At 62.4% G+C, this 12080-nt stretch carries 16 protein-coding genes; 9 read left to right on the forward strand and 7 right to left on the reverse strand.

Annotated elements, in window-relative coordinates; genetic code table 11:
- The first annotated feature begins 11 nt into the window (after positions 1–11).
- The 3 genes from GTP45_RS18145 to GTP45_RS18155 are packed head-to-tail and all read left to right on the forward strand — an operon-like array spanning position 12 to position 2976.
- Positions 12–779 carry an ABC transporter ATP-binding protein gene (locus GTP45_RS18145; protein WP_161015280.1) on the forward strand — a complete coding sequence of 256 codons (768 nt, stop codon included), beginning with the start codon at positions 12–14 and terminating at the stop codon, positions 777–779.
- Complete coding sequence (locus GTP45_RS18150; RefSeq protein WP_161015281.1) at positions 776–1570, forward strand: ABC transporter permease; 795 nt, start codon at positions 776–778, stop codon at positions 1568–1570. The genes GTP45_RS18145 and GTP45_RS18150 overlap by 4 nt, the downstream gene beginning before the upstream one ends.
- Positions 1567–2976: an amidohydrolase family protein gene (locus GTP45_RS18155; protein ID WP_161015282.1), complete on the forward strand. Its 1410-nt coding sequence runs from the start codon at positions 1567–1569 to the stop codon at positions 2974–2976. The genes GTP45_RS18150 and GTP45_RS18155 overlap by 4 nt, the downstream gene beginning before the upstream one ends.
- On the opposite strand, the gene GTP45_RS18160 is transcribed toward GTP45_RS18155, so the two are convergent.
- The 3 genes from GTP45_RS18160 to msrA all read right to left on the reverse strand — a co-directional run bounded on the left by GTP45_RS18160 (position 2973) and on the right by msrA (position 5063).
- Positions 2973–3989, reverse strand: a complete 1017-nt coding sequence (locus GTP45_RS18160; RefSeq protein ID WP_161015283.1) for a cupin-like domain-containing protein — start codon at positions 3987–3989, stop codon at positions 2973–2975. The genes GTP45_RS18155 and GTP45_RS18160 overlap by 4 nt on opposite strands.
- A 62-nt stretch (positions 3990–4051) precedes the next feature.
- Positions 4052–4450 (reverse strand): DUF1842 domain-containing protein, encoded by a 399-nt coding sequence (locus tag GTP45_RS18165; RefSeq protein WP_161015284.1) that lies wholly within the window; start codon positions 4448–4450, stop codon positions 4052–4054.
- Between the two features lie 109 nt (positions 4451–4559).
- Complete coding sequence (gene msrA / locus GTP45_RS18170) at positions 4560–5063, reverse strand: peptide-methionine (S)-S-oxide reductase MsrA (protein ID WP_161015285.1); 504 nt, start codon at positions 5061–5063, stop codon at positions 4560–4562.
- 198 nt (positions 5064–5261) lie between these two features.
- Between msrA and GTP45_RS18175 the strand changes: the two genes are divergently transcribed.
- Both GTP45_RS18175 and GTP45_RS18180 read left to right on the forward strand, forming a co-directional pair.
- Positions 5262–5672: a response regulator gene (locus tag GTP45_RS18175; protein WP_161015286.1), complete on the forward strand. Its 411-nt coding sequence runs from the start codon at positions 5262–5264 to the stop codon at positions 5670–5672.
- A gap of 42 nt (positions 5673–5714) precedes the next feature.
- Positions 5715–5903: a hypothetical protein gene (locus GTP45_RS18180; RefSeq protein WP_166454664.1), complete on the forward strand. Its 189-nt coding sequence runs from the start codon at positions 5715–5717 to the stop codon at positions 5901–5903.
- Here GTP45_RS18180 and GTP45_RS18185 read toward each other — a convergent pair whose 3' ends face one another.
- Positions 5904–6560, reverse strand: coding sequence for an energy transducer TonB (locus GTP45_RS18185; protein WP_161015287.1), 657 nt, complete (start codon positions 6558–6560; stop codon positions 5904–5906).
- A gap of 26 nt (positions 6561–6586) precedes the next feature.
- Between GTP45_RS18185 and GTP45_RS18190 the strand changes: the two genes are divergently transcribed.
- Positions 6587–6829 carry a hypothetical protein gene (locus GTP45_RS18190; RefSeq protein WP_161015288.1) on the forward strand — a complete coding sequence of 81 codons (243 nt, stop codon included), beginning with the start codon at positions 6587–6589 and terminating at the stop codon, positions 6827–6829.
- A 3-nt stretch (positions 6830–6832) separates the two neighbouring features.
- On the opposite strand, the gene GTP45_RS18195 is transcribed toward GTP45_RS18190, so the two are convergent.
- Both GTP45_RS18195 and GTP45_RS18200 read right to left on the reverse strand, forming a co-directional pair.
- On the reverse strand, positions 6833–8092 hold the full coding sequence (locus tag GTP45_RS18195; RefSeq protein WP_161015289.1) for an aminotransferase class V-fold PLP-dependent enzyme: 1260 nt from the start codon (positions 8090–8092) through the stop codon (positions 6833–6835).
- Positions 8093–8097: 5 nt separating this feature from the next.
- Positions 8098–8994, reverse strand: coding sequence for a LysR family transcriptional regulator (locus GTP45_RS18200; RefSeq protein WP_161015290.1), 897 nt, complete (start codon positions 8992–8994; stop codon positions 8098–8100).
- A 118-nt stretch (positions 8995–9112) separates the two neighbouring features.
- On the opposite strand from GTP45_RS18200, the gene GTP45_RS18205 reads away from it, so the two are divergent.
- The 3 genes from GTP45_RS18205 (at position 9113) to GTP45_RS18215 (ending at position 11198) form a co-directional block, all read left to right on the forward strand.
- Positions 9113–10162 (forward strand): FUSC family protein, encoded by a 1050-nt coding sequence (locus GTP45_RS18205; protein WP_161015291.1) that lies wholly within the window; start codon positions 9113–9115, stop codon positions 10160–10162.
- Positions 10163–10202: 40 nt separating this feature from the next.
- Positions 10203–10526 carry a YkgJ family cysteine cluster protein gene (locus GTP45_RS18210; protein WP_161015292.1) on the forward strand — a complete coding sequence of 108 codons (324 nt, stop codon included), beginning with the start codon at positions 10203–10205 and terminating at the stop codon, positions 10524–10526.
- Between the two features lie 87 nt (positions 10527–10613).
- On the forward strand, positions 10614–11198 hold the full coding sequence (locus GTP45_RS18215) for a hemerythrin domain-containing protein (RefSeq protein WP_161015293.1): 585 nt from the start codon (positions 10614–10616) through the stop codon (positions 11196–11198).
- Between the two features lie 18 nt (positions 11199–11216).
- Here the strand turns inward: GTP45_RS18215 and GTP45_RS18220 are convergent, their stop codons facing one another.
- Positions 11217–11996: an EAL domain-containing protein gene (locus GTP45_RS18220; protein WP_161015294.1), complete on the reverse strand. Its 780-nt coding sequence runs from the start codon at positions 11994–11996 to the stop codon at positions 11217–11219.
- Positions 11997–12080: the final 84 nt, after the last annotated feature.

Consider the following 12080-nt stretch of genomic DNA (forward strand, 5'->3'; position numbering starts at 1 on the left):
AGGAGATCACTATGGCCACCACATTGCCGGTGCTGTACGCCAACCAGGTCGAGAAGACCTACCCTAACGGCACCCTCGCGCTGGAGAGCGTGAAGCTGGGCATACAACCCGGCGAATTCGTATCGCTGCTCGGCCCCTCCGGCTGCGGCAAGAGCACCTTGCTCAAACTGTTCGCGGGACTGGAGCAGCCCTCGGCCGGCCATATCCGCCGCGCCGAAGGCCGCAAGCTGGCCATGGTGTTTCAGGAAGCGACCTTGATGCCGTGGGCGCGCGTGGCCGACAACGTGCGCCTGCCGCTGGATCTCGCCAAGCTGGATCGGGCCGAAGCCAATGAGCGCGTAGCGCGCGCACTTGCGCTGGTGGGGCTGGACAAATTCGGCGCATCGTATCCGCGCGAACTGTCGGGCGGTATGCAGATGCGCGTCTCCATTGCGCGCGCACTGGCAACCAATGCCGACCTGCTGCTAATGGACGAACCATTCGGCGCGCTGGATGAATTCACCCGCAACAAACTCGATGCCGATCTGCGCGCCCTGTGGGCCGAGCGAGGACTGACTGTGGTCTTCGTCACCCACAGCATTTACGAAGCGGTGTACTTATCGAGCCGCGTGATCGTAATGGCGGCGCGTCCGGGACGCGTTATCGCGGACGTTGCCATCGAAGGGCCGGTAGTGCGCGACGACGCCTTCCGCGTATCGCCGGCCTTCATGCGCCATTGCGCAGAACTCTCGTCACTGCTAACGCAAGCGAACATCAACCCGGAAAGGAACGCAGCATGAAATCGCCCCTGCTCTCCAACCCTGCCGTCCAGCGCGTGGCTGCGCCGCTGGCGGTGGGCGTGATCCTGCTCGGTATCTGGCAAGCGGTGTGCATGCTGCTGGCAGTGCCAGACTACCTGGTGCCCGCACCCAGCGCCATCGCGCGCGCGCTGGTCGAAGACTGGCCGCTGCTGGCTGGCGCGCTGTGGGTAACGTTGCGCATCACCTTCATGGCCTTCGCATTGGCGATCGTGGTCGGCTGCGCCACTGCCTTCCTGTTCGTGCAAAGCCGCGTGATTGAAGCGAGCCTGCTGCCCTATGCCATTCTGCTGCAAGTAACGCCGGTGGTGGCGATTGCGCCGCTGATTATCATCTGGGTCAAAGACCCGACCATGGCGCTGGTGATTTGCGCGACCATGGTGGCGGTGTTCCCCATCATTTCCAACACTGTACTGGGCCTGCGCAGCGTGAATCCCGGCTTGCTGAATCTGTTCCGCATCAACCACGCCAGCAAATGGGACACGCTGCGCCGCCTGCGCATCCCGAGCGCGCTGCCTTACTTCTTCGGCGGCTTGCGCATCTCGTGCGGACTGGCGCTGATCGGCGCCGTGGTCGCAGAATTCGTGGCCGGCACCGGCGGCACCGGCGCGGGACTGGCTTACCAAATCCTGCAAGCCGGTTTTGCACTGAATATTCCCCGGCTGTTTGCGGCCCTGTTTTTGATTACGTTCAGCGGTGTGGTGCTGTTCGGCGTCATGGCGATGGTGACACGCCTGTCTTTGTCACACTGGCACGAAAGTGAATTGGCATGACCCAGGCATCCCTGTTAATCCGTAACGCCAGCGCCATCCTGACCGGCTTGCGCGGCGAAGGCGAACGCCATGCGGGCCCGGACATCCGCATCGTCGATGGCGTCATCACCGCCATGGGCGCGCTGCCGCCGCAAGCTGGCGAACGCGTGATCGATGCGCGCGACTGCGTGGTCTATCCGGCGTGGGTCAACACCCATCACCACTTATTTCAGTCGCTGCTGAAGGGCGAGCCGCAAGGCCTGAATCTCACGCTGACGCCATGGCTGGCCGCCACGCCCTATCGCTTCCGCGCCAGCTTCGATGAGCACAGCTTCCGGCTGGCCGCGCGCATCGGTTTAGTGGAGCTGCTGCGCAGCGGCAGCGGCACCGTGGCCGATCACAATTATCTGTACTACCCTGGCATGCCGTACGACGGCTCTGCCATCCTGTTTGAAGAAGCGGAAAAACTGGGCCTGCGTTTTGTGCTGTGCCGGGGCGGCGCCACGCAAACGCGCCAACTGGAAAGCGAACTACCGCAAGCACTGCGTCCAGAATCGCTCGACCAATTCCTTAGCGATTGCGAACGGCTGACCAAGCGCTATCACCAAGCCGCACCGGACGCCATGCGCCGCGTGGTGATGGCGCCGACTACGCCGCTGTATTCCATGTCGCCGGAAGAACTGCGCACTTGCGCGCGCGAGGCGCGCCGTCTCGGCATCCGCCTGCACAGCCACTTGTCGGAAACGGTGGAATACCAAAACGCCGCGCGCGTCAAATACGACCGCTCGCCCGTAGCCTTCTGCGGCGAGTACGAGTGGCTGGGCCCTGACGTGTGGTTCGCACATTTGGTCAAACTGAATCGCGATGAAATCGGCCAGCTAGGCGCCACCGGCACCGGCATCGCACACTGCCCGCAAAGTAACGGACGTCTTGGCAGCGGCATCGCCGACATTCCGGCTTTGGAAGCGGCCGGCGTGCCGGTCTCCATCGGCGTAGACGGCGCAGCCTCCAACGAAGCCGCCGACATGATCTCCGAAACGCACGCCGCATGGCTGATGCAGCGCGCACGGCGCGGTGAGTTGGCGCGCAGCCGTGCCGAGGGCGGTGTCCGGGAAGGTGGAGCCGATGCAGCCAGCATCGAAGACGTAGTCCGTTGGGGCACAGCAGGCGGCGCAGCGGTGCTGGGCATGAACGCCATCGGCACGCTGGAAGTGGGCAAGGCCGCCGACATTGCCATCTACAAGCTGGACGACCCGCGCTACTTCGGCCTGCACGATATCGCTATCGCCCCCGTGGCCAGCGGCGGCCGGCCGTCGCTGCGCGCTTTGCTGGTGGCAGGCCGCGTAGTGGCCGAGCATGACGCCATTCCCGACCTCGATCTGGCGGAGCTTGGAGCAGCGGCACGCGCCGCCGTCAAGGCGCTTTAGAAATCGCGATTGGCTGGATACCAGCTGTAGAAGTCGTTGTCCCACTTGAAGTGGGTGGTGGAGATGGTGATGGTCACGTCCAGCGCCTCAACGAAGTGCCACCACCCGACCGGCAGGAACAGGATCTCGCCCGGCTCCAGCACGCATTCCAGCACCGGCACATCGGCCATCATCGGGAAGCGCTGGGTGTCGATATTGCGCGCATCGATCAGCGAGAAGCAATGGCGCTGGTTGTAGACCTTGGGTGTATCGCAGGGCGCAATCAGGCGCACGCGCTTGCGGCCCGTCACCTGGATCATGAAGTTGTTGGTCAAGTCGTGATGCAGCGGCGTGACCGTGCCGGCCGGGCCAAACCAGAAGAAGCCGGGACTATCGGGTTTCAGATACTCGGTCAGCTGCGGCAGATCGCTCATCAACTCGCGCAGCGCCTCGCGATTCTGGCCGTCGTTATTGGCGGTCATGTAGAAATCGTTGGTGACGCCGGCGTCGCGCACCATCGCCACGTATTCGCCAAACGGCATGCGGCGCTTGTGCGACAGGCTATTCATTTCATAATCGGGATCGGCGTTACGGCCGAACTGCACTTCCACCTCGCGTTCGCCCAGTTGTTCGGCGAGATAGTCGAACGTCCATTTGCTGCGGGCGGCGCAATCATCGAGCATGCCGGTGATGATGACCGGCTGATTGCGGCTGTAATATTGGCTGAGGAATTCCGCTTCAGACAAGCGCTCGCGGCGCGGCACAGTGAGTTCCACCAGCTTGTTGAGGCGCGACTGGATGCCCAGCACCCAATCGCGCTTGGCCAGCCGGCTGTGCAGGCGCGAAACGCCGCGCAGGTAGGGACTGCGCACGGCCGCTTCCAGCTCCACGCGCGCCGCCTGCTCGGCGATGCCTGATTGAATCATAACGCCGAGCAGCACTTGCGGGTTGCCGCCGAGTATCAAATTCTCGGCGATCCATCCCCGCCATGCATCATTGATTTCCACTGGCGGCGCTGCGTTTGCTTGACTCATTGTCGCGTTATCCTTTTTGCACTAGTGACCTTGCGCTAGTGTACAGGAGAACCACGGGAGAACTAATAGACCGCCTCCGGCAACACCGCCCGGGCGACGCCGTCGCGGATATCGATCACGCGCGGGTGGCGCTTGCCCAAGCTCATCTTGTAGCAAGCCTGGCCATCTTTCCACGCCGACGGCAATACCATCAGCAGCTGGAAAGAAGTTGGGTCATCGTCTTGGGCGGCAAACACCGGCGGCGTGCCGGCCAGCACGATGGCCTCCAGCGGCTGGTCGCCGTCGATCTCGTGGTGGTGGCCGCGCACCGGGATTTCGTGCAACTCGCCGGTGACGGTTTCCAGCATGGCGGCGCCAACCACGCTGGCCTTGGCGCGGTCGACCACGAGGTGCAAGCGCAGGGAAGGACGGCCGATGGTGGCACTGGCAATTTCATATACGGCGGCAAATAACTGACTCATGGCAATTCCAAACGTGAAGAGGTGAAACAAGGTCTTCACTGTAGGTTTGCCGCGCCGAATTTGCCTTCCGAATACCTTCCGCTTGCTAAGTCACTGATTTACCATGCTTTTAACGCTTGGGCAGCACCCAGTCCGGGCGTACATAATGGCAGGTGTAGCCGTTAGGAATGCGCTCCAGATAGTCCTGGTGCTCCGGCTCCGCCTCCCAGAACGGGCCAGCCGGCGCCAGTTCCGTCACCACTTTACCGGGCCACAGGCCGGACGCGTTGACGTCGGCGATGGTGTCTTCGGCCGTCGCTTTTTGTTGCTCGTCGGCATAAAAAATCGCCGAGCGGTAGCTGGTGCCGATGTCGTTGCCCTGGCGGTTGCGGGTGCTCGGGTCGTGAATCTGGAAGAAGAATTCAAGGATCTTGCGATAGCTGAGCACGGCCGGATCGTAGACGATTTCAATCGCCTCGGCATGGGTGCCGTGGTTGCGGTAAGTTGCATTTGGCACATCGCCGCCGCTGTAGCCGACGCGCGTCGATTGCACGCCCGGCATCTTGCGGATCAAATCCTGCATGCCCCAAAAACAGCCGCCGGCCAGAATGGCCTTTTCAGTCGTGGTGCTCATCGTCAATTCCTTTCGATTGTTAATGTCTGTAGGCAATTTGGAGACAGCAGCACATTTCTTCAAGCAAGCGTCCAAAATCCAACTATAATTGACAGTAGGAAAACTCATCACTCCTACTGCGCGTGCCCCTTCCCCGCCGCGTCTCTCTTCTCCGGCCTGGCCCCTGCCGAACGTAACGTTACTCATTCGTTCACTATTATGGACCAGACCACCAACCAGCGTATTCTCGTTGTCGACGACAACACCGAAGCGGCGGACATCTCAGCCGAACTACTGGAGCTGCACGGCTATAACACTGCCGTCGCCTACGCCGGCATGGCCGGCCTGGAAGCGGCGCGCACCTTCCAGCCCGATGCCATCTTACTCGACCTCGGCATGCCGGGCATGGACGGCTACCAGGTCGCGGCCGCCCTGCGCGCCGTGCCCGACTTCGACCAAGTGGCCTTGATCGCCTTCACCGCGTGGGGCGACATCGTCACCCGGCAGCGGGTGATTTCTACCGGCTTCGACGAGCATGTGGTCAAGCCGGCCAATCTCGACCGCATACTGGCGGCCGTGCGCATTGCGCTGGAAAAGCGCGCACAACTCGTCACTGCCAGCGCTTCCTGATGTTTTTATGATACTGTCCCAGGCTAGACAGGAGGTGTCATCATGATGGAACGACGCACACGCCCCGATCGCGCCAAGGCGGTCGCAGTCAATGCCGCCATCGCCATGGCGGAGGAAAAAGGCCGCGAGGCGGCGGCCGTGTTTCTGGAAGATGCAGGCGTGCCCCTGCCGGTGATCGCCCGCGTGCTGAGCGAGCCGGAAAAACGCCGCGCCGAGGATCAGCGCATTTAATCAGCGCAGCAGCACGCGGCCGAACCCGGTGTCGGTACGCTCGGCCCGGCTATTCGGGTCGTGAGCGAAGCGGCAGCTTTGCAGATAGGCCACGGCCTGCGCGGTCAGTTCCTGCGGCTGGCTGCCCGCTTCGGCCACGATGCGCACCGGCGCACCTTCCTGATTGACCAGGAAGCGCAGCAGGATGCCTTGCTTGTCGCTGGGCCGCGGATCGGCTTCGCGGAAGGCGGCAAAACGCTCGGACGTCTGGCAACTACCGGCTACCAGCAGCGGCCGGGCCGGCGGAGGGCCATCCAGCTTCCACGCGACTTGAATCGGAAATACCGTGCCTTCGCGCGCGGCGTCGAGCTTAGGCTGAAAGAGGCATTGCGCAATGCTGTGGAGAGCGGCATCATCGAGAATCCGCCAGCCGCTGCTTTGGGTGACGGCCGGTTGCAGCACCTTGCCGTCCATGCCGATGGCGAAGCGCAGAGTGGTGACGCCTTCGATCTCGTAGCGGCGCGCCTCGGCCGGCCATTGCGGCTGAATGCAAGCGCTAGAGCCGACCAGCGCCTGCAAAGGCGCGCGCTGCGGCCCCGATTGCGCAGCCCGGCTAGCCAGATTAAGCACGGCAAAAATCACCGCAACGGCGGCAACGGCAAGCAATTTCTTGTTCATGCCACGATGATAGCAGGAGCCCGACCATGACCAGCGAATACCAACCCATCAGCTGCGACTTCCACGATCTGCTGGAAGTGCACGCGACCAAGCGCCAGGCCACCGACATCCAGTTCCGCGACGCCGGCGGCCAGCTGCAAACCCGCAACGCCGTCATCACCGACGTCTTCGCAAAAGAAGGCGCCGACTACCTCACCCTCAGCACCGGCGAAACCCTGCGGCTGGACCAGCTGGTCGAAGTCGACAAGGCCAAGCTGGCGGATTATTAAGCCTTAGCCGATGGCGAGGTCGCGGATGGCGGTGACTAGTTTGTCGAGGTCGGAGGTGCGGGTGAACAGGCCGGGGGTGACGCGGATGCAGGCGCCGCCTACTGGGCCTTTGCGCATCACGGTGAAGATGCCGTACTGCTCGACCAGGCGGTTCACCAGCACGGCGTTGGCTTCCGGCGTGGTGTGGCCGCGCACGCGGAACGAGGTCACCGCACCATAGGTGCCGGCATCGTCCGGCGTGAGCACCTGGATGTTGGGCAGCTCGCGTACCTGGTGCACCCAATAGTCACGCAGCTCGCGCAGGCGGCGGCCGCGATTGGCGACGCCGATTTCTTCGTGCAGCTTGAGTGCCGCCGGTATCGTCATCAGCGCCGCTGCGTTCACCGTACCCGAATGCACGCGCGAGCGGATGTCCGTCACCGGGTAGTCTTCATCGCCGCGCTCCACGCCGATATCGGCCAAGCGTTCTTTGCGAATGTGCAGGAAGCCCGTACCTAAAGGCGCGCCTACCCACTTATGCAGATTCGCGCCGACGAAATCCGCCCCCAGATCCGGCAGCTTGTAATCAAGCTGCCCCCACGACTGCGCCACGTCCACTATCACGTCGATGCCGCGCGGCTTGGCGATCTTGATGATCTCCTGCACCGGCAGCACGAAGCCGGTGCGGTGGTTGATGTGCGTGAGCAGCAGCAGCTTGGTGCGCGGATGCTGGCGCATCGCTTTCTCGTACACGTCGATGGCGGCCTGGCGCGATACCGGCTCGGGAATCTGCACCAGCGCCACATTGGCGCCGTTGCGCTTCGCCAGATCGTTCATCGCATACTGCATGGCGTCGTAATCGAGATTGCAGTACATGATGGTGTCGCCGCGCTTGAGCAGGCGGTAATTGCAGATCAGGTTTTGCAGCGACTCGGTGGCGCCACGCGTGATCGCCAATTCGTCTGCCGGCACGCCGGTATGCGCCGCCAGTTGCGCGCGCAATTGATCCATGCCTGCGCGATCAAACTGGCGGCGCAAATGGAAGGAGTTATAGCGGTTCAAGTAATCGATATTGCGCTTGAAGTCCTCCGCCACCGGCCGCGCCATGATGCCGTAGTAGGCGTTTTCCAGGTTGACGAAATCGCTGGCGATGTCGTAACTCTGAGCGATACGATCCCAATCCGATTCCGCGGCAGGCGCCGCATACGCGCCCGGCGCCGCCAACGCCGTCAATCCCGCTGCTACTCCCAACAATTTACGCCGATTCGCCTGATGTGCATTCATACTCTCTACTCCTGGAAATGTTTAGCCGCGTGCCGCACCAACTCCGTGAAATTCTTCACCGTGACCGACTTTTCGCGGGGGCGCGTAATCAAAGCAATCGCCGTGCCCAAGTCCTTGTTGCGGATATCTTGATAAGTCACGCCCTCGGCCCGGAACTGCGCTATCGACTCCGGGATGATGGCAACGCCGAATCCCGCCGCCGCCATGTTCACGCCCGACGAAATCTGCGGCGACTCCATTTCAATGCGCGGCGAGAAGCCGGCGGCGCGACACGCACTGATGATGGCGTCGTGAAGTTCAGGATTGATCGCGCGCGGATAGAGGATGAAGGGATCACCGGCCAACTGCTTCAAATCGATGCTCCGGCGGTGGCCCAGCGGATGGCCGCTGGGCAGCACGGCGATCATCTTCTCCTGCACCAGCGGCGTCACCTTCAACTCACCGCAATCGAGCGGCAGACGCACCATGGCGCAATCGACCTGCGCGTCGGCCAGCTTGCCGAGCAGCGCCACGCTGTTGCTCTCCTCCGTGCGGATCTTCACGCCGGGATAATCTTCCCGGAACTTGCGCAGCAGCCGCGCCACCGTGGGATGGAAAACCGTGGAGCCGGCGAAGCCGATCGACAAGTTGCCGCTCTCGCCGCGCGCGGCCATCTTCACGTGTTCCAGCGCGTCGTTGGCGTCGTCCAGCACGCGCTGGGCGCGTTCGCGGAAAATCACGCCGGCCTCGGTCAACTCCACGCGGCGCGGGTGGCGCAGGAACAGCTTGGTGCCGATCTCGCGTTCCAGCTTGATGATCTGCTGGCTCAAGGGCGGTTGCGCGATCCCCAGACGCTCCGCCGCCACCGTGAAATGCAGGTGCTCGGCCACCGCCAGGAAGTAGCGCAGCTGGCGAAATTCCATGATTAGCCTTTCATCTCAAAATGCGTGATTGATTCACGCTTCGATATCTTTTTCGTCTTGAAGAGACTATCACGAAATATTGGATTCGAGGGCGATGCTCTTTTAAGCTGTAGTCATCATGTTCAAATCCATGCTCACCACTGCTGCTGCCAAGGCCAACCTGATGGATGGCATGCGCGCCGCCTCGGCCTCCGCCATCATGCTGCTGGTGGGCTGCGCGCTGCACGCACCGGATTTTTCCTGGGCGGCCATCGGCGCCTTCTGGACTTCGCTGGCGACCGCGCCGCAGACGGCGCGCAGCCGCTTGGCGTCGATGCTGTCGTTTGCCGTGCTATCGACGCTGGGCGGCGGCTTGGCCATCTACGCCGCGAGCCTGGGCGCAGCGGCAGCCGCGCTGACTATCCTGTTCTTCGTGACTGTCGCCGGTCTCACGCGCATTTGGGGCGACCAACCCTATCAAGTGGCGATCCTCGCGGCCACCGCGTGCGTGGTGATGGTCGACCACCCTGCGGCTGGCGGCGCAAGCGGCTACGCGTATCTTGGCCTGTACTTGCTGGGCTGCCTGTTTGCCGCCGCACTGAGCACGGTGCTCTGGCAGATACACCCATCCGCGCCTGAATATCCTCACGATCGCTGGCATCAAGCGGCTGTGCAGTCGGCGCGCGGCGCCCTGCGCCAGCTGCGTGCCCATGCCTCGCTGTCCAGCGATGGCGTCCACTTCGCGCTGCGTCTCGGCGTCGCCACCACGGCGGCCTACCTGACGGTGCACGTGTTGGAACTACCTTGCGGTTATTGGGCCACCATGGCCGTGCTGCTGATCTTGCAGCCGTCGGCGGCCGGCACCCTGCCGCGCAGCGTGGAGCGCGCGCTCGGCACCGTGGTCGGCACGCTGATCGCGGTCGCCATCGGCGAATTGGCGCACACGCCGCTGACCATCGCACTGGCCGTGTTCCCGTTGATTGGACTGACGATGGCCTTGCGGCCGGTGGGCTACAGCGTGTTCGTCGCCTTCCTGACGCCATCGTTCGTGCTGGTGGCCGATTACGCCATGCCTGCCATCGACTACAACTACGCCATGGCGCGACTGGAAAACAACCTGCTCGGCAGCGCCATCGCGATCGCTGCCACACTGATCCTGTGGCCTTTAACGGAACGCGTTAAAAAATGACGGTAAAATGGAAGGCATTGATTGCACTTCCGTTCAACTCATGTCTTTAGATTGCCAGTCCTGCGGCGCCTGTTGCGCCGCCTTCCGTGTCAGCTTTTACTGGAGCGAGTCCACGCTGCATCCCGAGGGCAGCGTTCCGCGTGAACTGGTCACGCCGGTCTCGCCACACTACGTTGCGATGAAGGGCACGCTGCAACTGCCGTCGCGCTGCGTGAGCTTGCGCGGCGAGCTTGGTCAATCTGTCAGCTGCGACATCTACCCGCTGCGCTCCAGCACCTGCCGCGAATGCGAAGCCGGCTCCGAGCAGTGCCTGCGCGCCCGCGAGCTGGCGGGACTGGCTAACGACACGCGCGTCGCGGTCTGACAAACAAATCGGCGCCCTCCTACACGGGCCGGTGGCGGCGGCCAATAAGATGAAACTCCCAGCAGCCCACCCGCCAGGAGTCTTGCCATGTTTTCGCTCAAAAAACTCAGCCCGACCATTACCGACATGATCCGCTTCGACCACTCGCATGTGCTGGTCAGCTTCCACCAATACACGGCCGACGCCAAGCCCAAGGTCAAGAAGGCCCTGGCCGAAACCATTGCCAGTGCGCTCGAAATCCACGCCACGCTGGAAGAAGAACTGTTCTACCCGGCCGTGCGCAACATCGACAGCGGCGAGCCTGTGCTGCTCAAGAGCGTCCCCGAGCACAACGAAATGCGCCGCCTCATCGGCGAGCTGCGCGCCACCGCGCCCACTGATGTTCGTCACGACCAACTGGTGCAACAACTGATGCGCGACGTCATCCATCACGTCGCCGATGAAGAAACCGTGCTGCTGCCGCAAGCGGAACGCCTGCTGAGCAAAGACCGGCTGAGCGAGCTGGGCGCCGACATGACCAGGCGCCGCATCGAACTGGCCGGCCCGAAAGCGGGCAAGCTGGCGCTCGACACCGCCGTGGGCTTCTCCGGCAGCACCGCCGCGTGGACACTGGGCATTGTTGGCGCCCTGGCGGCGGCCACGCTGCTTAGCCGCAAGGCCAAGCCGGCGTAGATCGCCCTCGGTCTCCGGTTAATCCCACGCCGAGGAATCGACGATCCCCTGTGCGCGAAACGCCGGTTTGCAGAACAAGTATCCTTGCATCAGGTCGATGCCTGCCGCGTAAAGGAAGTCCCGCTCAGCCTTGGTTTCAATCCCTTCGGCCAGCACCCGCACCTTGAGCGCGGCGCATATCGCAACCACGCCATGGACGATGGCCTGTTTCGGCGGGCTGCTATCGATATCGCGAACCAAGTCCATGTCGATCTTGATGATGTCGGGCTGGTACTCGGACAACAGGTTCAAGCCCGCATAGCCAGCGCCAAAGTCATCGATCGCGGTGCGGAAGCCGAAGCGATGGTATTCCCTGAAGATATTGACGAGATGCGGTCGATCCTGCACCTGCTCGCCTTCGGTCACTTCAAAAATGATACGCTCGATGGGAAAGCCGTAGTGTCGCGCCGCTTCGAACGTGCTGCGGATACACGCTGCCGGCTGGTAGACCGCGTTGGGCAGAAAATTAATCGACAATAAGCCCTCCAGGCCCAGCTCCGCAGCGCCCTTGATTGCTTGCACTCGGCAGGCCTGGTCGAACGAATAGCGGTTGTCCTCTGTTACCCGCGACAGGATAGAAAAAGCCGACTCGCCATTCGGCCCGCGCACCAACGCCTCGTTCGCATAGATCGAACGGTCACGCAGGTCAACAATGGGCTGGTAAGCGAACGCAATCTCAAACTCCAGTTCTTGCCCCTCTTTGCACTTCTGGCACTTGTCGGATGGCGTGCCGCCCTGCGCGAGTAAAGTCGACGTCATGTGAAACCTATTCTTCTTGAAGACTGCACTGGAAAATGCTATCGCTGGATTTCATGGTACTTCGCACGATTTGAAGAGACAACA

Source organism: Duganella rivi (assembly GCF_009857435.1).
GTDB lineage: Bacteria > Pseudomonadota > Gammaproteobacteria > Burkholderiales > Burkholderiaceae_D > Rugamonas > Rugamonas rivi.

Bases quoted from the DNA above. Each gene is read 5' to 3' on its own strand.
- GTP45_RS18145 (WP_161015280.1), top strand. From the start codon at position 12: ATGGCCACCACATTGCCGGTGCTGTACGCCAACCAGGTCGAGAAGACC.
- GTP45_RS18150 (WP_161015281.1), top strand. From the start codon at position 776: ATGAAATCGCCCCTGCTCTCCAACCCTGCCGTCCAGCGCGTGGCTGCG.
- GTP45_RS18155 (WP_161015282.1), top strand. From the start codon at position 1,567: ATGACCCAGGCATCCCTGTTAATCCGTAACGCCAGCGCCATCCTGACC.
- GTP45_RS18160 (WP_161015283.1), bottom strand. From the start codon at position 3,989: ATGAGTCAAGCAAACGCAGCGCCGCCAGTGGAAATCAATGATGCATGG.
- GTP45_RS18165 (WP_161015284.1), bottom strand. From the start codon at position 4,450: ATGAGTCAGTTATTTGCCGCCGTATATGAAATTGCCAGTGCCACCATC.
- msrA (WP_161015285.1), bottom strand. From the start codon at position 5,063: ATGAGCACCACGACTGAAAAGGCCATTCTGGCCGGCGGCTGTTTTTGG.
- GTP45_RS18175 (WP_161015286.1), top strand. From the start codon at position 5,262: ATGGACCAGACCACCAACCAGCGTATTCTCGTTGTCGACGACAACACC.
- GTP45_RS18180 (WP_166454664.1), top strand. From the start codon at position 5,715: ATGATGGAACGACGCACACGCCCCGATCGCGCCAAGGCGGTCGCAGTC.
- GTP45_RS18185 (WP_161015287.1), bottom strand. From the start codon at position 6,560: ATGAACAAGAAATTGCTTGCCGTTGCCGCCGTTGCGGTGATTTTTGCC.
- GTP45_RS18190 (WP_161015288.1), top strand. From the start codon at position 6,587: ATGACCAGCGAATACCAACCCATCAGCTGCGACTTCCACGATCTGCTG.
- GTP45_RS18195 (WP_161015289.1), bottom strand. From the start codon at position 8,092: ATGAATGCACATCAGGCGAATCGGCGTAAATTGTTGGGAGTAGCAGCG.
- GTP45_RS18200 (WP_161015290.1), bottom strand. From the start codon at position 8,994: ATGGAATTTCGCCAGCTGCGCTACTTCCTGGCGGTGGCCGAGCACCTG.
- GTP45_RS18205 (WP_161015291.1), top strand. From the start codon at position 9,113: ATGTTCAAATCCATGCTCACCACTGCTGCTGCCAAGGCCAACCTGATG.
- GTP45_RS18210 (WP_161015292.1), top strand. From the start codon at position 10,203: ATGTCTTTAGATTGCCAGTCCTGCGGCGCCTGTTGCGCCGCCTTCCGT.
- GTP45_RS18215 (WP_161015293.1), top strand. From the start codon at position 10,614: ATGTTTTCGCTCAAAAAACTCAGCCCGACCATTACCGACATGATCCGC.
- GTP45_RS18220 (WP_161015294.1), bottom strand. From the start codon at position 11,996: ATGACGTCGACTTTACTCGCGCAGGGCGGCACGCCATCCGACAAGTGC.